This window comes from Pseudomonas sp. B21-031 (assembly GCF_024748985.1).
Classification (GTDB): domain Bacteria; phylum Pseudomonadota; class Gammaproteobacteria; order Pseudomonadales; family Pseudomonadaceae; genus Aquipseudomonas; species Aquipseudomonas kermanshahensis.
The window spans coordinates 3,444,224-3,463,920 of record NZ_CP087181.1 but is presented as its reverse complement, the minus strand read 5'-3'; the positions used below and the strand labels follow the sequence as shown (position 1 = coordinate 3,463,920).

The 19,697-nt window shown below is 61.9% G+C and carries 18 protein-coding genes; 12 read left to right on the top strand and 6 right to left on the bottom strand.

Annotated features, from left to right (window positions below):
• Positions 1–29 precede the first annotated feature (29 nt).
• Positions 30–833, bottom strand: a complete 804-nt coding sequence (gene icmH, locus LOY53_RS15225; RefSeq protein ID WP_258702886.1) for a type IVB secretion system protein IcmH/DotU — start codon at positions 831–833, stop codon at positions 30–32.
• Between the two features lie 401 nt (positions 834–1,234).
• On the opposite strand from icmH, the gene LOY53_RS15220 reads away from it, so the two are divergent.
• The 5 genes from LOY53_RS15220 (at position 1,235) to LOY53_RS15200 (ending at position 6,065) form a co-directional block, all read left to right on the top strand.
• Entirely contained in the window at positions 1,235–1,375 is a 141-nt protein-coding gene (locus tag LOY53_RS15220) for a hypothetical protein (RefSeq protein WP_252824658.1), read from the top strand.
• Positions 1,376–1,457: 82 nt separating this feature from the next.
• Entirely contained in the window at positions 1,458–2,498 is a 1,041-nt protein-coding gene (locus LOY53_RS15215; RefSeq protein ID WP_258702885.1) for a homoserine dehydrogenase, read from the top strand.
• 10 nt (positions 2,499–2,508) lie between these two features.
• Positions 2,509–3,927: an aldehyde dehydrogenase family protein gene (locus LOY53_RS15210; RefSeq protein WP_258702884.1), complete on the top strand. Its 1,419-nt coding sequence runs from the start codon at positions 2,509–2,511 to the stop codon at positions 3,925–3,927.
• A 186-nt stretch (positions 3,928–4,113) separates the two neighbouring features.
• Positions 4,114–5,289, top strand: coding sequence for an N-methyl-L-tryptophan oxidase (solA, locus tag LOY53_RS15205; protein WP_186682442.1), 1,176 nt, complete (start codon positions 4,114–4,116; stop codon positions 5,287–5,289).
• The gene (locus LOY53_RS15200; RefSeq protein WP_186682440.1) at positions 5,286–6,065 is read left to right on the top strand and encodes a MetQ/NlpA family ABC transporter substrate-binding protein; all 780 of its coding nucleotides are present in this window, start codon (positions 5,286–5,288) and stop codon (positions 6,063–6,065) included. Before solA ends, LOY53_RS15200 begins: the two co-directional genes overlap by 4 nt.
• Before the next feature lie 24 nt (positions 6,066–6,089).
• Here LOY53_RS15200 and LOY53_RS15195 read toward each other — a convergent pair whose 3' ends face one another.
• Together LOY53_RS15195 and LOY53_RS15190 are read right to left on the bottom strand one after the other, a co-directional pair.
• A complete protein-coding gene (locus LOY53_RS15195; RefSeq protein ID WP_258704173.1) occupies positions 6,090–6,506 on the bottom strand; it encodes a cytochrome c in 417 nt (138 codons plus the stop codon).
• Positions 6,507–6,679: 173 nt separating this feature from the next.
• Positions 6,680–6,928, bottom strand: coding sequence for a CsbD family protein (locus LOY53_RS15190; protein ID WP_027596354.1), 249 nt, complete (start codon positions 6,926–6,928; stop codon positions 6,680–6,682).
• A 393-nt stretch (positions 6,929–7,321) separates the two neighbouring features.
• On the opposite strand from LOY53_RS15190, the gene LOY53_RS15185 reads away from it, so the two are divergent.
• The gene (locus LOY53_RS15185; protein ID WP_202883856.1) at positions 7,322–8,713 is read left to right on the top strand and encodes an FAD-binding oxidoreductase; all 1,392 of its coding nucleotides are present in this window, start codon (positions 7,322–7,324) and stop codon (positions 8,711–8,713) included.
• Positions 8,714–8,794: 81 nt separating this feature from the next.
• Positions 8,795–9,292 (top strand): RidA family protein, encoded by a 498-nt coding sequence (locus LOY53_RS15180; protein WP_033694339.1) that lies wholly within the window; start codon positions 8,795–8,797, stop codon positions 9,290–9,292.
• A gap of 68 nt (positions 9,293–9,360) precedes the next feature.
• Here LOY53_RS15180 and LOY53_RS15175 read toward each other — a convergent pair whose 3' ends face one another.
• Positions 9,361–11,019 carry an NAD(P)H dependent flavin oxidoreductase family protein gene (locus tag LOY53_RS15175; RefSeq protein ID WP_258702883.1) on the bottom strand — a complete coding sequence of 553 codons (1,659 nt, stop codon included), beginning with the start codon at positions 11,017–11,019 and terminating at the stop codon, positions 9,361–9,363.
• A gap of 89 nt (positions 11,020–11,108) precedes the next feature.
• Between LOY53_RS15175 and LOY53_RS15170 the strand changes: the two genes are divergently transcribed.
• Positions 11,109–12,590: a PLP-dependent aminotransferase family protein gene (locus tag LOY53_RS15170; protein WP_258702882.1), complete on the top strand. Its 1,482-nt coding sequence runs from the start codon at positions 11,109–11,111 to the stop codon at positions 12,588–12,590.
• Between the two features lie 6 nt (positions 12,591–12,596).
• On the opposite strand, the gene LOY53_RS15165 is transcribed toward LOY53_RS15170, so the two are convergent.
• Both LOY53_RS15165 and LOY53_RS15160 read right to left on the bottom strand, forming a co-directional pair.
• Positions 12,597–13,634, bottom strand: a complete 1,038-nt coding sequence (locus LOY53_RS15165) for a formylglycine-generating enzyme family protein (protein ID WP_258702881.1) — start codon at positions 13,632–13,634, stop codon at positions 12,597–12,599.
• A complete protein-coding gene (locus tag LOY53_RS15160) occupies positions 13,631–15,295 on the bottom strand; it encodes an arylsulfatase (protein WP_027596360.1) in 1,665 nt (554 codons plus the stop codon). Before LOY53_RS15160 ends, LOY53_RS15165 begins: the two co-directional genes overlap by 4 nt.
• 283 nt (positions 15,296–15,578) lie before the next feature.
• Between LOY53_RS15160 and LOY53_RS15155 the strand changes: the two genes are divergently transcribed.
• The 4 genes from LOY53_RS15155 to LOY53_RS15140 all read left to right on the top strand — a co-directional run bounded on the left by LOY53_RS15155 (position 15,579) and on the right by LOY53_RS15140 (position 19,691).
• Positions 15,579–16,970: an alginate export family protein gene (locus tag LOY53_RS15155; RefSeq protein ID WP_252824647.1), complete on the top strand. Its 1,392-nt coding sequence runs from the start codon at positions 15,579–15,581 to the stop codon at positions 16,968–16,970.
• A 32-nt stretch (positions 16,971–17,002) separates the two neighbouring features.
• The gene (gene mhpT, locus LOY53_RS15150) at positions 17,003–18,235 is read left to right on the top strand and encodes a 3-(3-hydroxy-phenyl)propionate transporter MhpT (RefSeq protein WP_099453790.1); all 1,233 of its coding nucleotides are present in this window, start codon (positions 17,003–17,005) and stop codon (positions 18,233–18,235) included.
• Positions 18,232–18,771 (top strand): DUF3237 domain-containing protein, encoded by a 540-nt coding sequence (locus LOY53_RS15145; RefSeq protein WP_258702880.1) that lies wholly within the window; start codon positions 18,232–18,234, stop codon positions 18,769–18,771. Before mhpT ends, LOY53_RS15145 begins: the two co-directional genes overlap by 4 nt.
• Positions 18,772–18,860: 89 nt before the next feature.
• Positions 18,861–19,691, top strand: coding sequence for a p-hydroxycinnamoyl CoA hydratase/lyase (locus LOY53_RS15140; RefSeq protein WP_033698578.1), 831 nt, complete (start codon positions 18,861–18,863; stop codon positions 19,689–19,691).
• Positions 19,692–19,697: the final 6 nt, after the last annotated feature.

Genomic DNA, 19,697 nt, shown 5'->3' with positions numbered 1-19,697 from the left:
TGAGTCATATCAAGACAGCCTTGCTGAAGTTATTGCTGGAGCATGGTCTGCAGTGATGCCAACACCTGTTGGGTAATGCCGTTGAGTTTGGTGGTGAAGTACAGATAGATGCCGGTGCAGCACACGCCCATGACCGCCCACGGTGTCCACCAGGGCAGTTGACGGTTCATGCGATAGTGCCGGGGTGCCACGTTGGTGAAAGGATCGGTCAAACGTTCGGCGGTAGGCCGGCTGCCGCGCAGCTCAATGATTCGCTCGTGCAAGCGATTCATCCAGATATCCAGCTCCTGATCGCCGTTGGTTTGGTTGGCATACTTGCCTCGGTAGCCCAATGCCAGGCACCAGAACAGGAACACGAACAGGTCATAGCGATTCTCCGGCGCCTCTAGCAGGCGTTCGAGCACACTGAAGAATTTCTCGCCGCCCCAGGTCTCTTGATGGATGGCGCTGAGCAAGGACTGCGCCTTCCAGGGCGACTCGCGTCCCCACGGTGTGGCCATCACCGCTTCGTCCACCACGCAGCACAGGCAGTAGGAGAACACTACACGGTCACCTTCATCGCAGTGCTCAAGTTGGCGCACTTCCTCGACCATTCCATGGATCATGGTTTTGACATGAGCGTACAGCTGCTCGACATGGCCATACTGCTCGGTACCTTCCATGCGAATGACCAGGCCGAGCAGCGGCGAGGCGATGTCGTGGATGGGGTTGCCTGTGTTCGAGCGGGTGTCGAATCCCAGGGCATCGACTTGCGGGAATAGCTCGCTCAGTGAAGGCGATTCTTGGGCATCGACATGCCCTTTTGCGTAGGCCTGTTCGGGCACGCTCTTCATAAGTAGATCTCCTGGTCACATTACCGGTTGCCGCCCGGTCCGCGCGGGCCATAGCTGGCGGGTTGCGTTGGCGGTGTTGACGATTTCGAGTGGATGAAAGGCATTGCTGCTGGCGTACAACGCCAAAAGTGGGGCATCACGTCGCTGAATAACTGCAGCTCGACCTCGCACTCTTTAAACGTAATATATGTTGTGTTGAGTGCTCTAACTAAAGGTGCTTGTCCGAATCAGTAAGCAGTGATCGGGATGATGTGTAAGAAAGTTCTTACAGGCTCACGGTTTGATTGCAGTGAGGTGGTGCGCGCTGTTCAATTATTTATCGCAGGTCGTTGAGCGTTGTTCTCAATAAAAGTGTTAGCACTTATTTCATTTCTTCGGGCTTTACTAAGTGATTTGGTCACATGACGGCAGTTATTGACCTGTTCGCCCGCCGGATCGTTGGCTGGCTATTTTCGCTGATAAATGATGCGCACCTGCTCACTAAAGCACTGAGGGTTTTCTCGGCGGCGGCCATTTCGCACCGTGGGCAGATCGCCCAATAAATACGGCACTTTGGCCTATTCAACTGCCCGTAGCCGGCTCGTACGCTAGGCCCATCAAACAACAGCAAAAAGGAATGCCTTCGTGACTGAATACAACATTGCCCTGGTCGGTTTTGGCGGTGTCAACAGAGGCCTGGCCCAGTTGATCGCAACCCATAATGACAGCTGGCAGGGCACCCTCGGCTTCAGCCTGAAGATCGTCGGCGTCACCGACCTGTACCTCGGTTCGGTGGTCGACCGCAATGGCCTGGACGCTGCCGCGCTGGCAGCCTTGCCCGCCGAAAAGGGCGCGCTCGCCCTGATTGCAGGGGGCACTGCCGAGGCGTTCAACGAGACCGTCATCAAGCAGTCCGGCGCCGATATCATCGCCGAGGCAACCTTCACTAACCCGGTCGATGGCGAGCCGGCGGCCACCTTCTGCCGCTGGGCGCTGGAGAGCGGCATCCATGTGGTAACCACCAACAAGGGGCCGATTGCATTGCACGGCGCCGAGCTGAAGGCGCTGGCGCGCCGCCACAATGTCGCGTTCGAATACGAAGGCGCGGTCATGAGCGGCACCCCGGTGATCCGCTTGGCCAAGCAGGCCCTGGCAGGTGCGCAGATTCAAGGCTTCGAAGGCATTCTGAACGGCACCTCCAACTACGTGCTGACCCGCATGAAAGACGGCATGTCGTTCGCGGAGGCGGTGGCCCAGGCGCAGCAACTGGGGTACGCAGAGGCCGACCCGACGGCAGATGTCGAAGGCTTTGATGTGCGCCTGAAAGTGGTGATCCTGGCCAACGAGTTGCTGGATGCGCGCTTGAGCGTCAGCGACGTGGTGTGCTCGGGCATCAGCGGCATCAGTGCGTCGGATATCGTCAAGGCGCATGCCACGGGGCAGTGCTGGAAACTGATCGGCGCTGCCAGCAAGGGCACTGACGGCACGGTGTCCGCGAGTGTCGAAGCGCGTTTGTTGCCGCTCGATCATCCGCTTGCCGGCATCAATGGCGCGGTCAATGCGGTGTCGTTCAACAGCGCGCTGCTGGGAGCGGTCACGGTGTCCGGGCCGGGCGCAGGGCGTATCGAAACCGCCTATGCCTTGCTCTCCGACATCATCGCCCTGCACACCACCCCGCGTCAGTAACGGAGCCTTTATGAGCGTATCTCGCATGGCCAGTGTTCACGCTGTAGCGCCGAGCCACATCGACGTGTTCAGCCCTTTCGACGGCCGTCTGGTGGGGCGTGTGCCCAATCTGGACGCCACGGCCGTGCCCGCCTTGCTGGCACGCGCACGGGCGGGGTGCCTTGAGAGTGCAGCGATGCCCCGGCACCGTCGCGCGCGCATTCTTGAAGAAGCTGCGCGGTTGGTCGAAGCCGATGCGGCTGCGTTCGCCAACTTGATCGTGGCCGAAGCCGGTAAAACCCTGCGTCAGGCCCAGAAGGAAGTGAAGCGATGTGTGAACACGCTGAAGCTGTCCGCCGAAGAAGCCCGGCGCAATGCCGGCGAGGTGGTGCCGTTCGAAGCCTATGAAGGGTCCGAAGCCCGCCAAGGCTGGTTCAGCCGCGAACCGCTGGGCCTGATTGTCGCGATCACGCCCTACAACGACCCGCTGAACCTGGTGGCGCACAAGCTGGGCCCGGCGATTGCCGGGGGCAATGCGGTGATCCTAAAACCGTCCGAGCTGGCGCCGTTGTCGGCGTTGAAACTGGTCGATTGCCTGGTGCAGGCCGGGCTTGGCGAAAACGTGGTGACCACGGCAACCGGTGGTGTCGAACTGGGCAAGGCGCTGGTCGAGTTGCGTGAGGTGCGCATGATTTCGTTTACCGGCGGCTTTGCCACCGGCGAATCGATCGCCCGCAGCGCAGGGCTCAAAAAGCTCGCCATGGACCTGGGTGGCAATGCGCCTGTACTGGTGCTGGAAGACTGCGACCTGGGGCCGACCGTGGAGTCCTGTGTCTCTGGGGCCTTCTGGGCGGCGGGGCAGAACTGCATCGGCACGCAACGGATTCTGGTGCAGCGCGCGGTGTACGAAGCCTTCCGCGAGCAGTTCGTCGCGCAATCCAGGGCTTTGCAGCTGGGTGACCCCGCCAGCCCGGACACGGATGTCGGCCCTATGGTTACCGAGCAGGCGGCTCGCCGTACCGAGCAACTTGTAGAAGAAGCGCTGGGGCAGGGCGCGACGCTGCTCTGCGGTCATCGCCGGCAAGGTGCTCTGTACGCACCTACGGTACTGGAAAGGGTCAGCCACGACAGCCGTATCTGGCTGCAGGAAGTGTTCGCCCCCGTAGTAATCCTGGAGCCGTTCGACACCCTCGACCAGGCCGTTGCCCTGGCCAATGCCCCGGAATACAGCCTGCATGCAGGGGTATTCACCCGAGACCTGTCGACGGCGCTGAAGCTGGCACGGCGGATCGAGGCCGGTGGTGTGATGATCAACGACTCCTCCGATTACCGCTTCGACGCCATGCCGTTTGGGGGCTTCAAATACGGTAGCCTGGGCCGCGAAGGGGTGCGGTTTGCCTATGAGGACATGACCCAGCCTAAGGTGGTGTGCATCAACCACCTGGATTGAAGGCACCAAGGTCAAGAATTGATTCAGGTGAGGCCTATGGGAGCCGGCAAGCCGGCTCCTGAAAGTCTGGACCCGCTCTGGCTCAGGCCTTCCAGAGAACACATAGGCATAACGATATACCCTTTAATTCTTTGTCTCCCGAGCCTGCCTGCTTTCAACTAGCGCCTTTTTGAGCGAGCGCTGCCCGTGGAGCACTGTGAAGTCATCGTCATCGGTCTGGGCGCCATGGGCGCCGCCACCGTGTATCAGTTGGCCAAGGCGGGTGTCGATGTGGTCGGTATCGACCGCTATCACCCCCCGCATACCCTTGGCTCAAGCCACGGCGATACACGCATCACCCGGCTTTCTGTAGGCGAGGGCGCGCAGTATGTGCCCATCGTCAAACGGGCCCAGCAGCTCTGGCGAGAACTGGAAGCGCTGTCCGGCGAGTCGTTGTTCGAACAGTCTGGCCTGCTCGCACTGACGTCCAGCCCCGACTTCGACCCCGACGATAAAAGCGACTTCACCCTGCGCACCATCGGGTTGGCCAAGGCCTATGGCATCGAACACGAAGTGCTCGATGCCAAGCAAATCCGCCAGCGCTTCCCACAATTCGCACACGTGCGCGATGACGCGATCGGCTACTTCGAGCCCGGTGGCGGTTTCGTGCGCCCCGAGCGCTGCATCGAGGTGCAGTTGCGCTTGGCAGCGCAGCACGGCGCCACATTGCACACTGGCGAAACGGTGACCGGCATCAGTTCGGATGAGCACGGCGTCACGGTTACCACCAACCTGCGCACGGTCAAGGCCGGCAAGCTGGTGTTCAGCGCCGGTAACTGGGCGGGCGGGTTGTTGGGTGAGCCCTTCGACCGGTTGCTGAGTGTCTACCGGCAAATGCTGTTCTGGTTTGAGCTTGAGCCGGGTGCAGGCCTGGAGGGCGCATCGCCCACGTTCATCCTCACCCATGGGCGCGGCGACAACAACATCAACTACGGCTTCCCTGCGCAGCCCGGCGAGGGCAGCTTGAAAATTGCCACGGCCCAGTACCACACGGCTTCGCAGCCCGACCTGCTCGACCGCAGCGTGTCTGCCGAGCAAGCTCGCGCAATGTACGAGCAGCAAGTGCAAGGCCGTATTGCCGGGGTTACCGACAAGGTCCTCAAGTCGGCCGTGTGCGCTTACACCGTCACCCCGGACAGGCACTTCATCATCGACCAGCACCCCACGCTCAAGCACACCCTGGTGGTGTCGGCCTGTTCTGGCCACGGTTTCAAACACTCGGCTGCCTTGGGCGAAGCCTTTGCACAGTGGTGCACCCGCGGCTCCACCGACCTTGATCTGTCCTCTTTCACCCTCAAACGATTCGAAGGAACACTCTCGTGAAGCGCATTGCACTTTCGCTTGCCCTGTTGGCGGCCACCCTCGGTACTGCACAGGCCGAAACGCTCAAGATCGCCGTGGTGCCCGTGCCTCACGCCGAAATCCTCGAGTTCCTCAAACCCGAATTGGCCAAGCAGGGGGTGGAGCTCGAGGTCAAGGTGTTCACTGACTACATCCAGCCAGACCGCCAGGTTGACGAGGGCCGACTGGACGCCAACTACTTCCAGAGCAAGCCTTATTACGAGGCGTACCAGAAAGACCGCCCGAGCAGCGATCAGGTACCGGTCGTGGCCGTGCACATCGAACCGTTCGGTGCCTATTCCAGCAAGATAAAATCGGTCGCCGAGCTGCAGGATGGCGCCACCGTCGCGATCCCCAACGACCCTACCAACTCCGGGCGCGCACTGCTTTTGATCGCCAAGCAGGGGCTGATTACCCTCAAGGACCCGAGCAACATCATGGCAACCGCCGCCGACATCACCAGCAACCCCAAGCACCTGAAGTTCAAGGAGCTTGAAGCCGCCATGCTGCCGCGCGTACTGGGCCAGGTAGACATGGCGCTGATCAACGCCAACTACGCGCTGGAGGCCAAGCTGGTGCCGCACAAAGATGCGCTGTTTATCGAAAGCGCTGAGTCGCCGTATGCCAACTACTTGTACGTACGCCGGGACAAGGCCAACGACCCAGCGGTGCAAAAGCTGGGGGCGCTGTTGAACTCGCCGCAGGTGAAGGCGTTCATCCTGGATCGCTACCATGGTGATGTGGTGCCGGCGTTTTAAGTACGCTAGCCGGTGCGCTCAAGATCAACGTGTTCTTGAAATCACACCCGTCATGTATTGATTCAGATCGCGAAAATCCTGAACGCTCCAGGCGTGCGGCGGGATTTTCACACCGTTCTCCTGTAGCGTCTTTGGAATCAAGTTTCCATTTGGCCGAAGTATCACTGATGTCACAATAACGCCTGGGTAATCGTTCAGGCGTTTCTTGAAGGCAGCCGTTGTAAGGTCAGGTGTGGGAGGGTTGCTTTTAGTGGCTAACGCCCCGGTTCCCTTGATATCTGCTCCGTGGCATACCGCACATCGTTGCACGTAGAGATTTTTGCCATTGGCGTTTTCTGCGAAGGCGTGGGGTATTTGCGTGAGCGAGAAACCCCCTAGTAAAACGAAGAGCAGTTTTTTTGATGTCAGCTGGCGTTGTTGTTGAAGGAGGTGTTCCAGCATCCCAGAATGTTCCGACATTCTTTCTTCCTTGGGTGTCAGTGCAGGGCTATACCGAATTATGCCAGAACACAACCTGATGCCAGCCAGTTAGGGCCAAGGGGGCCGTTGCGCGGCCCCAATTACCGGCGATAACGCCTAACTGACTGGCATTAAAGGCCCGTAAACTCTCATGCTCAACGCCGCAACAGGCGGCTCAGAACTAACGTGATGGCTGCACCAATGGCCAGCGCTGCGATGGGCTTCTCTTTCACAAAAGTAGACACGTTATTCAGTGCGTCACCGTAGCTTTTGGTGAGTTGGCCAGCGACCTGGCGCCCATCACCCTCAGCTTCCAGGGCAGGGTCGTCAATCAGCCGACCCACCGCGCTCTGTGCTTTACCGGTTACCTGCTCTGCAACACCTTCAATCTGTTCACGTTTCATAAATGATCGAACCTTCCTAGTGAGTGGCAATGGTCTTGCTGCTCAGGCTTAGGGCGCAGGGTTAACCAATTAGTTCAAAGAAGATGTCACCGGCTAATTGCCAACGTCTGGACAGCGCCACTTGCGCAGTCGCCACGTCGCCATATCAACTATTTATGTCCTTTGTATGAAAGTTACGAAATACATGAACTAAGTATTTGCCCCCAGCGATTCCTCCCGCAGTGCTGCATCACCAGAATAGCCGCCCTCAATTTGAACCGTCAGCCTCACACAATGGCCGCATAGTTGGCCAGGTGGGCTGTCGGCCTTGCATGCGCCCGTTGTTCGGGCTGATGTAACCGATACTGAATGCTAGGTAAGGAAAGTGTCATGGGAATGACCAGGCGTAAGTTTTTGATTGGCGGCGGCGTTGTGGCAGCTGCGGCAGGTGCGGGGATTCTTACCCCTATGCTGACGCGCGAGGGTCGGTTGATCCCCGGCAAACCGCGGTTCGGTTTTGTCGAAGGCACCGAGGGTGTGCTGCCCAAGCAAGCAGACGTGGTCGTCATCGGCGCGGGCATTCTCGGTCTGACCACCGCGATCAACCTGGTCGAGCGTGGCCTGTCGGTCGTCATCGTTGAAAAAGGCGACATTGCCGGCGAGCAGTCCTGCCGGTTCTATGGCCAGGTCATGACCTACAAGATGCCGGATGCGACCTTCCAGTTGCACCACCTTGCCAAGCAACGCTGGCGCGAGATGAATGCCAAGGTTGGTGCTGACACCAGCTACCGCACCCAAGGCCGTGTCGAAGTGCCTTTCGATGAAGAAGACCTGGAAGGCGTCAGAAAGTGGATCGACCTCAAAACCCGTGAGGTTGGCTCCGACATCCCCTTCAAGACCCGCATCATTCAAGGCACTGAACTTGAGCAGCGCCTGCGCGGTGCCTCGTCCAGCTGGAAGATCGCAGGCTTCGAGGAAGACTCGGGCAGCCTGGACGCCGAGCGTGCCTCGTACGTTATGGCCGAGTACGCCAAGAAAATGGGCGTGCGCATCTACACCCACTGCGCTGCGCGTGGGCTGGAAACCCAAGCAGGTGCCATCTCCGACGTGGTGACCGAGAAGGGCGCCATCAAGACCTCTCGCGTCGTCGTGGCTGGCGGTGCCTGGTCCAGGCTGTTCATGCAGAACCTGGGGGTCGATGTACCGACCTTGCCTGCCTACCAGTCCCAGCAGATCATCAGCGCGGCACCTCGTGCTCCGGGCGGTAACGTTGCGTTGCCAGGGAACATCTACTTCCGCGAGCAGGCTGACGGCACCTACGCCACCTCGCCGCGCGTCGTGGTTGCGCCGGTGGTCAAAGAGTCCTTCATGTATGGCTACAAATACCTGCCACTGCTGGCCATCCCAGACTTCCCGGTTCACGTCTCGCTCAACAAGCAGTTGATCGATTCGTTCCTTCAGCCAACCAGCTGGAAGCTGGATGAAGTGTCGCCGTTCGAGAAAAACAGGCTGATGACGGCGGCCCCTGATCTTCCAGAGCTCAATGCCTCGCTGGCAAAACTGAAGGTCGAATTCCCAGCCTTCGCCGAGTCGAAACTGATCGATCAGTGGAGCGGCGCCATGGCGATCGCCCCGGACGAAAACCCGATCATTTCGACCGTCAAGGAATACTCTGGCCTGGTCATCAATACCGCGACCGGTTGGGGCATGACAGAAAGCCCGGTGTCTTCCGAGTTGACGGCCGACCTGCTGCTGGGCAAAGCCCCAGTGCTGGACCCAACACCGTTTAGCCTGTATCGATTCTAAACCCCGCTACGACAATGGAATGACCGTGCATGCCTCGTCGAGGCGTGCACATCACCCGTGGTAATCAATTAGGAGAAACACATGAAGGTCGCTTTCAAGACCGTTGCTGCATTGGCCCTGACAATTGCTGGTGCCGGGAGCGTTCATGCACAGGATGTCGTGCGCCACAGCGCAGGCAGTTTCCCCATTTCGGCAGCTGTCGAAGTACCCGCAGGCAAGACCGTCGTTTACCTGAGCGGCTCCGTTCCGTCGGCTATCCACCCAGAGGCAGCCAAGGATTCGCTGGAATCCTTCGGTGATACCAAAGCACAAACCATCAATGTGCTCGAGAACATCCAGAAGCAGCTCAAAGACCTCGGTCTGGGCCTGAAGGATGTGGTGAAGATGCAGGTATTCCTGGTAGGCGGCCCTGAAAACGGCGGCAAGATGGACTTCGACGGCTTCATGGCCGGCTACACCCAGTTCTTCGGCCCAGACGCCAAGCAGCCAGTCCTGCCTGCACGTTCCGCGTTCCAGATCGCAGGCTTGGCGCACCCAGCCTGGCGCGTTGAGATCGAAGTGACTGCAGTTCGTCCTTAAAAGGTCACTGAAGGCAGGCGCGGCCCAGCCACGCCTGCCTGCTGACCTTGCCCGGTTGGTGGGTCGCTTCAGCCAACCAGAATGTCCTCGAAAAACGCCCCAACCGGCTCGGTGGGGTGGCACAGCTGAATCTCCAGTACCCACACCATCTCACTCGGCACGATGTCCAACTCGGCCAGTTTGTCCTGCCCGAACAGGGCATGCGGGAAGTCGGCAATGCGATGCCCGGCCAGGTTGCGCTCCAGCTGCCAGCCTTTGGCGAGAGCGCTGCGTTCGGCGAAGTCGTACAGCTCACGGCCGGTCAGCCCCGCGCACCAGGCTTGGCGCGTTTCTTCGAACACGTCGTGCAGGGCCTTGACGCAGGCGTGATACAGCGGGTGCTCGCCAAACACGAAGGTGTCGCCGTAGTCGCCTTCGTAGCCATCCCACACCGGGCCGAGGTCGACCACGGCGATGTCGCTGGCGCGCAGTTGGCGCTGTGGGTCGATGCCTTGGCGGGGTGTACGCACGGTGTCGTCGCCAAAGCGGATATAGGTCGGGTGCCAGGTGTGCGACGCGCCCATCGCCTGCAACGTCTCGGCCGCCATCTGCAACGCCTCGCCAGTGGTCATGCCGACTTTCAGTTGGCTGACGATGGCTGCCAGGGCCCGCACCGATTGCTCGCGGGCCGCGAGCATGCCGTCCAACGAGTAACGTGGGCCGACTTTTTCCAGCACCGGGTCCAGCGTGCTCAGCGACGCAGCCGCTGGCGCCGATGCGCCGCTGGCAACGAAAGCCTCGGCGACAAAACGGTGAGCCTGCACGCCCGCTGCCAGGCACTGATCGCGGGCCTTGGTAATCATCGCGCTGTTGCCGCAGGCATAGACCTGGGTATCGGCCCACCGGTGGGCATGGGTCAGCGCGACCTGCTGCACGCGGGCTTGGGCCGACAGAACGCGGTGCCAGCGAAAGTGTGGATGGTCCAGGCTGGCCTGGTCGAGGAACGCGCCGTCATAAAAGTCGGCCAGCGATGAACCGCCCCAATACAACGTAACCGGGGCATGGCCCGCAAGCGCCGTCAGCAACAACGGCTTGATGCCGGCATAGCCTGTGCCGGTGGCGAACAGCACGACCGGGCGTTGTTCTTCGTGCTGCCAGGTGCTGGCGCCCACCGGCCCTTCCAGCTGCAGCGCATCGCCCACCTGCAGCGCAGGCAGCACGCAGTCGGTAAACAGCCCGCCGCTGACCTTGCGCATATGAAACACCAAGCGCCCTTGGTCCTGCGCTGGCAGGTTAGCGATGGAGAAACAGCGGCTGTCGCCATTGTCGAGGCAGAACCTGACGTATTGGCCGGCGCGCACTTCGACAGGCTGGGTGGGCTGCAGCACCAGTTCGATGATGTCGACGCTCAGCGCGCGCTGGCTCAGCACATGGGCAGTGATGGCCAGCGTTGGCGTGTCCAGCGACCAGCCGGGGATTTCCAGGCGCATGTCACTGCAGGCATGGCTCTGGCACAGCAGCATCTCGTTGGCGGCCAGGGGGTAGCAGGGCGCGGGCATGTCTGCGCTGCGCTGCTTGTCCCGGTACTGGCCCGAAACCACCTGGACCTTGCACGACCCGCAGGCCCCGCGGCGGCACGAGAAGGGCACCGACAGGCCGCTGGCGAGCATGGCGTCGAGCAGCAAGCCTTCTGCGGCTTCGAAGCGTTTGCCCGAGGGCGACAGTTCAATGACATAGCGTTGCTGCATACACACCTCAGGGCTGAATTGGGGGCGAGAGAGGCCTGATTGTTGCGTTAGACTAGGACCATAAGAACCTCCAGTTCTGGATAATTCACATGGTCCAGCTTCGCAAATGGCGGCCGTTGCTCAAGCTCGACGGTGCTCATCCGCAGGCTTCGTACAGAAAGATCGTCGAGGGCCTGGTGACCGCGATCGTCGAGGGCCGCCTGCGCCCCGGCACGCTGTTGCCCGGCACGCGGGAAATGGCGCAACTGCTTGATGTCAACCGCAAGACGGTGATCCTCGCTTATGAAGAGGCGGTTACCAAAGGCTGGCTGGAGAGCGTGCAACGCCGGGGCACCTTCGTCAGCACCCGGCTCGCTGCCGGCACCCTGGCCGCCCACAGCGCGCCGCCGTCATTTGCCCTGGCGCTGCACGAGGCGCCTGCCGTTCCCTACTTCACCAACAGCGAGCAGGTGACGGCGCTGCAACATTGGCCTGGCGCGCTGTTTTTCGATAATGGCGCCTGTGACCACCGCCTGTTGCCCCAGGCTGTACTGCACCGCTATTACCGCAAGGCCTTGCGCAACAGTTTCACCACCAACACCGTGCGCCATGGCTGCGAAAGCAGCAGCCAGTACTTGCGCAGTGCATTGGCCGACATGCTGCGCCACAACCGCAGCCTTAATGTGGGGGCCGAGCATATTTGCCTGACCCAAGGCGTGCAGATGTCGCTGTACCTCACGGCCAGCGCTTTGCTCAAGCCGGGTGACGTGGTGCTGGTCGAGCGCCTGAGCTACCCGCCGGCGTGGGAGATTTTTCGCCAACTGGGCGCGCGGTTGGTCACCGTCGACCTGGACGAGGAAGGCTGCCGGGTCGATCAGATCGACGCGCTGTGCCGAGTGCACGACGTGCGCATGATGTACCTCACCCCTCATCACCAGTTCCCGACCACAGTCAGCCTGCATGCGGCACGTCGGCAGCAACTGCTGGAGTTGGCGCGGCTGCATGATTTTTGTGTGATCGAAGAAGACTACGACCATGAGTACCACTTTGCCGGGCGCCCTTATCTGCCGCTGGCCAGTGACCGTTCGCAGCGCCATGTGATCTACATCGGCTCGTTGTCCAAGTCGTTGGGCAGCACCTTCCGTTGCAGCTTTATCGTGGCGCCGCCGAATGTGATCGAGGTGCTTGAGCGCACAGCGGTGCTGACCCTGGGGCAGGGCGATGCGGTGATGCAGCGGATGCTGGCCGACCTGATCAATGATGGCGAATTGAAAAAGCACCTGCGCCGGGTTTCCACGGAGTATCGGCGGCGACGGGAAACCCTGTTGAGTTGCCTGCGCGATGCCTTTGGCGAGCAGATAGCGGTGCAGGAGCCGGAAGGCGGGTTGGCGCTTTGGGTGAAGTTTGCCGACACCCTCGACGTCGACCAGTTAGCGGCCAACGCGCTGGAGCTGGACCTGGTGGTGCGTGGCGGCGGCCAGTTTTCACCGTTTGGCCACCGCGAGAATGCCTTGCGGCTGGGGTTTGCCTCGTTGGATGTGGATGAAATCCGCCTTGCCACCCAGCGGCTGGCGCAGGCGGCAGCGCTATAGGCAGCTTCACTCGCCCTCTGCTTGCCGCACCGTCCGAAACCCGACATGAGACGTGGCCAGGTACACCGTCTGCGGTTGCCGTGCCGAAGGCCGATAGCGCATGCACGCGTCCGCCGAGCACAGGTGAGACCCGCCTTTGATCACCGCCACTGGTGTGCCGGGTTGGGCAGGGTCGTAGCTGTCGTCCAGCGCCGGGCCTTGTGGGTCGAGTGCGGCATCGCGGGCCTGATCATGCCCAGGGCGATAGCCGCTGCGGGTCAACTCCCAGACATTGCCCCCCGCGTCGAACACGCCAAAGCCATTGGCCACGAAGCAGCCCACCGGGGAGGTGCCCGTGAACCCATCAAGCGCTTGATTGTGATACGGGAACTGGCCCTGCCAGGTGTTGGCCATGGGTTTGCCTGTGGGCTGCTCGGTAGCGCCCCAACTGAAGTCCGTATCCTGCAGGCCACCGCGCATGGCGTATTCCAGCTGGGCCTCGGTGGGCAGTGTGCGGCCGGCCCATTGGGCGTAAGCCTGGGCATCGCGCAGGGTCACTTGCACGACCGGGTGGTTTGCCCGCTCACGCCAGTGGCTGTCGGGCCCCAGCGGGTGGCGCCAGCTCGCCCCGGCAACGAACTGCCAGCCCGGCCGCAATACCTCGGCACCCTGTTTGAACACCATCGCCCCCGGCACCCGCAGCGTGCTGGGCAGGTCAGGGGCCGCTTGCGCGTCGATGCCCTGTTCAGCCTGGGTCACGTAACCGGTGGCCTGTACGAAGCGGGCGAACTGGGCATTGGTGACCGGGTGCACGTCGATCCAGAAGGCCGAAACCTTGGCCGGGTGCGGTGGGCCTTCTTCACTGTAGAAGCGGTTTGAGCCGAAGCTGAAGGTGCCACCGGGCAGCCGCACCATGCCGTCGCGCCACGGCCCCTCGCGGGGCGCGGGCACACCGCTGTAACCGCTGCACAGCAGCGCCGGTGCAGGGGCTGCGGGCCATGCCGCATAGGCGGCGGCAAGCACGCTGAGGGCGAGTGCCGCGCCCCCGAGCAGCCGGGGTGTCATGGCTTGCTGACCAGCGCGGGGGAAACCGGCCGGCCCTCGGTCGTGATAACGATGTTATTGCGCTGGGCGTAGCTTTTCCAGTCGCGCAGCAGTTCGGCCACCTGCTGGGGCTGTTGTGCGCCCAGGTCATGGTGCTCGCCTGGGTCCTTGCTCAAGTCGAACAAGCGCCACGCCGGTGCTGCGTCGGTGGTGTCGAACAGCAGTTTGAGGTTGCCTTTGCGCAGTGAGGCGTTCCCGTTGATTTCCCAGCCCATGGCCTCGTCGCGGGGGTGGATCTGCGTGTCCCGGCCTTCGAGGTAAGCCAGGGCCGAGGTGCCTTGCGGCGGCACGATGTCGCGGTCGCGGTACTTGATGCCAGGCAGAGACGCACCGGCCAGTTGCAGCAAGGTCGGCATGATGTCGCGTACGCTGGCCAGTTCTTCGCTGCGCCCGGGTTTTATCGTGGCCGGGTAGTGGACGAAGGCCGGTACGCGGATGCCACCCTGGTAGGTGGTCATTTTGTAGCGGCGGCTGGGCAGGGCGCTGACCTGGGCCCATGCCGAGCCGATCATCAGGAACGAATCAGGCCGGCCGTAGTTGTCCAGGCGGTTATCGAAATTGCGTTTGATCCATTCCGGGTCGACGCGGTTGGCGTTTTCCGGGCCATTGTCAGACATGAACAACACCAGGGTGTTGTCCAGCTCGCCGGTTTCACGCAGGTGGTCCACCAGGCGGCCCACCTCGGCGTCCAGTGCCGCCACCATCGCGGCATACACCTCCATGGTGCGTGCTGACTGTTGCCGTTGCTCCGGGGTCAGCGACGCCCAGCTGGGCACACCTTCGAGTTGTGGCTCCATCGGGAAGTCCGCAGGCACCAGCCCGGCCTTGCGCTGGCGCTGCAGCCGCTCGCGCGCGATCTGTTCGTAGCCTTGGTCATAGCGGCCACGGTACTGCGCCAGGTACGCGTCGGGCGCTTGCAGCGGCCAGTGCGGTGCGGTGTAGGCGGCGAAGGCGAAGAAGGGCTTTTGGCTTGCCTTGCCCTGGTCGATGACGTCGATCAGGCGGTCAGTGAACCAGCGGGTCGAGTAGAAGTCGTTGGGCAGTTCCACTGGCTCGCCGTTGTGGCGAAAGCTCCAGCTGTAGTTTGGCAGCAGGCCCATGTTGGTTTGCTTGAAGTGCGCCGCGCCGCCTTCGAGCAACACGTACGCCTGGTCGAAGCCGCGGTTTTGCGGCTGCTGCGCGGGCGTCATGCCCAGGTGCCACTTGCCAGCGATGTAGGTGCGATAACCGGCATCGCGCAACAACTCGGCGAGCGTGGCCACATTGGCGCCCAGCACCCCTTCATACCCCGGTTGCACCTCGCTGCCCGCCGGCAGGCGCCCACGCGACTCGGCCATCATGCCCACCCCGGACAGGTGCGGGTCGTTGCCGGACATCAGCATGGCGCGGGTCGGCGAGCAGCTGGGTGAGGCATGGAAGTCAAGCATCAGACGCCCATCGGCCAGCAGCTTGTCCAGGTGCGGGGTAGCGATCTCGCTGCCCAGCGCAGACAGGTCGGAAAACCCCAGGTCATCCGCGACCACGAGCAAAATGTTGGGTTGTTTAACGGTTGGGGCGGCGAACGCTTGGCTGGCGCCGAGCAGCAGCAGGCTGAAAGCGAGCAAGGGCTTGGAGGGGATCATGGGATTCTCTTTATTATTGTGGGTTGGATGCACTACATAATTTTTTTATTTAATTATCTTGTCAAGGAATGAACGCCGGCGACGATCCAGGCTGAAACGCTTCTGTCCGGGCTCATCCAGGCAATGCGCCTAAATAGCGGGTTTAAAAACTGTTCGATCAGCGAACAGTGATCGCGCCTCGCTGTATGCGATAAGCGCTGACGGCTATTGACGGCATCATCGTTAAACAAAATAATCGTTAACAGAGTTATCCATTTTCACAACAACAAGAAAGGATATTCTGATGACTAAGCCGCTGACGGGGGCATGTCTGTCCCTGGCGCTGTTATCAATCGCCCAGCTTTCACAAGCGGCGAGCCCCCTGGAAGACAGCCGCCCAGGGCGGCCTGGCGCGCCGCGCTGGGTCGAGGATTACCGCTTTCTGGATGACCCCGCTAAAGCCCGCGATCCTTTCGATGGCCTGCGTTACCATCGCCTGTCCGAAAGCGCATGGCTGCAACTGGGCGCGGAAGCGCGCTATCGCGCCGATTCACTGGACAAACCCTTCTTCGGCCTGCGCGGGATCAAAGACGATTCCTACCTGATGCAGCGCCTGCAAGCCCACGCCGACCTGCACCTGTTCGACGACGCACTGCGTGCCTTTGTGCAAGTCGAGAACACTCGCGCGTTCGGCAAGGACCTGTACTCACCGAACGACGAAAGCCGCAACGAAGTGCGTCAGGCCTTTATCGACCTGAACCATGACATTGACGGCGGGCGCTACACGGCCCGTGTCGGCCGCCAGGAGATGGCGTTCGGCAACCAGGTGTTCGTTACCTACCGCGACTCCCCCAACATCCGCCAGACCTTCGACGGCCTGCGCGCCAGCCTCAACCTCAAGGACGGGCGCAAGCTCGATGCCTTTGCGGTACGGCCGGTGAAGACCGGCGAGGACAGCTGGGATGACGGCAGTAACAACGGGGTCAAGTTCTATGGCCTGTACGGCACCCTACCGTTGACCCAGGCCTGGAACATCGACCTGTTCGCCTTTGGCCTGGAAACCGACGACCGTGCCCTGGCGGGTGAAACCGGTGATGAACAACGCTACACATTCGGTACCCGCCTGTTCGGCCGTTACCAGGCCCTCGACTGGAGTTGGGACCTGGCCGGCCAGAGTGGGCACTTGGGCAACGCCTCCATTCGTGCCTGGGCGGTGTCCAGCGACACCGGCTACACCTTCAACCACCCCTGGGCCCCACGCCTGGCCATGCGCCTGGACGCGGCCAGCGGTGACAGCGACCTGGGCGATGGCAAAGTCGGTACCTTCGACCCGTTGTACCCGCGCAACGGCGTGTACGGCGAGGCCAGCCTGACCACCTTGAGCAACATCATTGTCATTGGCCCAACCTTTGGCTTTTCACCTTGGCGCACCCTGCGTTTCGAACCCGGTATCTTCGAGGTGTGGAAACAGAACACCCATGACGGCGTATACATGCCTGGCATGAGCATCCTCGCCAACACCCGCGACACCGGCCGACACGTGGGCACCATCTACCGCGTCAATACCCGCTGGTTGGCGACGCCTAACCTGACGCTCGACCTGGACCTGAAGTACTACGACATAGGCGCCGCCATCCGCGATGCCGGGGGCGACGACGCCTCGCTGGTGTCGGTACGTGCGACCTTCAGGCTCTGACTTCTATTCGCATAACAACAAGAGGGCTGCACATGAGTGGTTCAATCGCACCATCGCACCGGCCGGTACTGACGATCGGCCTGTGTTTTCTCGTCGCGCTGCTTGAAGGGCTCGACCTGCAAGCCACCGGCATTGCCGCGCCCCACATGGCCAAGGAATTCGCCTTGACCCCCGCCATGCTGGGTTGGGTGTTCAGTGCCGGCTTGCTCGGCCTGTTGCCGGGCGCCTTCGTCGGCGGCTGGCTGGCGGACCGCATGGGGCGCAAACGCATCCTGATCCTGGCCGTGTTGCTGTTCGGGGGGTTCTCGTTGGCCACCGCGCATGCCTGGGACTACCCATCGCTGCTGGTGGCGCGGCTGATGACCGGGCTGGGGCTGGGCGCGGCGCTGCCGATCCTTATCGCCATGGCCAGTGAAGCCGCGCACGAGCGCCTGCGCAGCACGGCGGTCAGCCTGACTTACTGCGGCGTACCGCTGGGTGGCGCCATCGCTTCGGTGATTGGCATGGCGGGCCTGGGCGAGGGCTGGCGCACGGTGTTCTACGTGGGCGGTTTTGCGCCCATTGCGATTGCCTTCGTGCTGATGGTCTGGCTGCCGGAGTCCCAGGCGTTTCGCGCCCAGGCCGCCGCCAGCGGCACGCAGAACGGGCTGGCAGCGCAACTGTTCGGCCCTGGTCGGGCGAGCCGCACGCTGCTGCTGTGGCTGGCATGCTTCTTCACCCTGACCGTGCTGTACATGCTGCTGAACTGGCTGCCCTCGCTGCTGATCGGCCAGGGCTATTCGCGGCCGCAGGCCGGCGCGGTGCAAATCCTGTTCAACTTGGGCGGCGCGGCAGGGTCATTCCTGACCGGGCGCATGATGGACCGTGGGCACGCTGGGCGTGCGGTGTTGATCGCCTACGCCGGCATGCTCGCTTCCCTGGCGGGGCTGGGCCTGTCCACCACCTTCGGTTTGATCCTGCTGGCCGGTTTTACCGCCGGCTATTGCGCCATCGGCGGCCAGTTGGTGCTGTATGCCTTGGCCCCCACGCTGTACCCGACACACGTGCGCGCCACGGGGGTGGGCGCGTCGGTGGCCGTGGGCCGGCTGGGGTCGATGGCCGGGCCCTTGGCGGCAGGGCAGATTCTCGCCGCTGGCGCCGGGGTAGGGGGCTTGTTGCTGGCCGCTTCGCCGGGCCTGGTGGTAGCGGCTGTGGCGGCGATGGCGCTGCTGGGGCGGCGTGCACCGCACACCGAGGCCGCGGCTTCGCAAGGGGTGGCGCCATGAACCTGCGTAAAGGGCTTATCGCCCTGTGCTTGAGCAGCTGCGCCGCACTGGCCCAGGCCGCCAGCTATGAACCGCCGCCGCTCAAGCTCGAGCCGCTGGCGCGCTTCAGCGTTGACCTGGTGGCACCGATCTGGGAATTGGGCGCCACCAGCGGGCAGGGCAAACGGCGAATCATCCCCATCACGGGTGGGCATTTCGAGGGCCCCCGGCTCAAGGGCACCATCCTCAACAATGGCGCGGACTGGCAGGTGGTCACCCCCGAGGGCGTCGCCATCATCGACACCCGTTACCTGCTGCAGACCGACGACGGCGCGTTGATCTACCTGCGTACCGAAGGCTACCGCTTCGGCCCGCCCGAGGTGATGAAAAAAGTCGCCGCCGGCGAGGAAGTCGACCCCAGCCTGTACCAGTTCCGCATCACGATGCGCTTTGAAACCTCGGCCCCTCAGTACGGCTGGCTCAACCGCACGGTGGGCGTCGGCAGTGCCATGCGCTTGGGCAATGCTGTCGTCTACGACGCCTTTGAAGTTAAATAGATAATTTAGTTAATGGTTAATTGACTTAACTAATTGGCCGAGCTAATGTTCGGCCAACCACAACGAACAATCAGTACAAGAGGTGTGTGATGGGCCAATACGATAACCGCTGGCAGACCGTGAAAGTCACCGTCGAGCAAGGCATCGCCTGGGTCAGCTTCAACCGTCCTGAAAAGCGCAATGCCATGAGCCCTACGCTCAACCGTGAAATGCGCGATGTGCTGGAAACCGTCGAGCAGGACGCCGACGCCCGTGTGCTGGTATTGACCGGCGAAGGCAGCGCCTGGACCGCCGGCATGGACCTGAAGGAGTACTTCCGCGAGGTGGACGCCGGCCCGGAGATTCTTCAAGAGCGCATCCGCCGCGATGCCTCCGAATGGCAGTGGAAGCTGCTGCGCTTCTACAGCAAGCCAACCATCGCCATGGTCAACGGCTGGTGCTTCGGCGGCGGCTTCAGCCCGCTGGTCGCTTGCGACCTGGCCATCTGCGCCGATGAGGCCACCTTCGGCCTGTCTGAAATCAACTGGGGCATCCCACCGGGCAACCTGGTCAGCAAAGCCATGGCAGACACCGTGGGCCACCGTGAATCGCTGTACTACATCATGACTGGCAAGACCTTCGACGGGCAGAAAGCCGCGCAAATGGGCCTGGTCAACAAAAGCGTGCCGTTGGCGCAACTGCGTGATGAAGTGGTACTGCTGGCCCAGGACCTGCTGGACAAAAACCCGGTGGTGCTGCGCGCCGCCAAAAACGGCTTCAAGCGCTGCCGCGAGTTGACCTGGGAGCAGAACGAAGACTACCTGTACGCCAAGCTCGACCAGGCGCAACTGCGTGACCCGGAGCACGGGCGTGCGCAGGGCTTGAAGCAGTTCCTTGACGACAAGAGCATCAAGCCTGGCCTGCAAGCCTACAAGCGCTGAGTGATC

What these genes read in the sequence shown, in the direction of transcription:
- LOY53_RS15170 (WP_258702882.1), top strand. Translation starts at nt 11,109, where the DNA reads ATGGTCCAGCTTCGCAAATGGCGGCCGTTGCTCAAGCTCGACGGTGCT.
- LOY53_RS15140 (WP_033698578.1), top strand. Translation starts at nt 18,861, where the DNA reads ATGGGCCAATACGATAACCGCTGGCAGACCGTGAAAGTCACCGTCGAG.
- LOY53_RS15210 (WP_258702884.1), top strand. Translation starts at nt 2,509, where the DNA reads ATGAGCGTATCTCGCATGGCCAGTGTTCACGCTGTAGCGCCGAGCCAC.
- LOY53_RS15155 (WP_252824647.1), top strand. Translation starts at nt 15,579, where the DNA reads ATGACTAAGCCGCTGACGGGGGCATGTCTGTCCCTGGCGCTGTTATCA.
- LOY53_RS15220 (WP_252824658.1), top strand. Translation starts at nt 1,235, where the DNA reads ATGACGGCAGTTATTGACCTGTTCGCCCGCCGGATCGTTGGCTGGCTA.
- LOY53_RS15175 (WP_258702883.1), bottom strand. Translation starts at nt 11,019, where the DNA reads ATGCAGCAACGCTATGTCATTGAACTGTCGCCCTCGGGCAAACGCTTC.
- LOY53_RS15160 (WP_027596360.1), bottom strand. Translation starts at nt 15,295, where the DNA reads ATGATCCCCTCCAAGCCCTTGCTCGCTTTCAGCCTGCTGCTGCTCGGC.
- LOY53_RS15190 (WP_027596354.1), bottom strand. Translation starts at nt 6,928, where the DNA reads ATGAAACGTGAACAGATTGAAGGTGTTGCAGAGCAGGTAACCGGTAAA.
- LOY53_RS15145 (WP_258702880.1), top strand. Translation starts at nt 18,232, where the DNA reads ATGAACCTGCGTAAAGGGCTTATCGCCCTGTGCTTGAGCAGCTGCGCC.
- LOY53_RS15180 (WP_033694339.1), top strand. Translation starts at nt 8,795, where the DNA reads ATGAAGGTCGCTTTCAAGACCGTTGCTGCATTGGCCCTGACAATTGCT.
- LOY53_RS15195 (WP_258704173.1), bottom strand. Translation starts at nt 6,506, where the DNA reads ATGCTGGAACACCTCCTTCAACAACAACGCCAGCTGACATCAAAAAAA.
- icmH (WP_258702886.1), bottom strand. Translation starts at nt 833, where the DNA reads ATGAAGAGCGTGCCCGAACAGGCCTACGCAAAAGGGCATGTCGATGCC.
- LOY53_RS15165 (WP_258702881.1), bottom strand. Translation starts at nt 13,634, where the DNA reads ATGACACCCCGGCTGCTCGGGGGCGCGGCACTCGCCCTCAGCGTGCTT.
- mhpT (WP_099453790.1), top strand. Translation starts at nt 17,003, where the DNA reads ATGAGTGGTTCAATCGCACCATCGCACCGGCCGGTACTGACGATCGGC.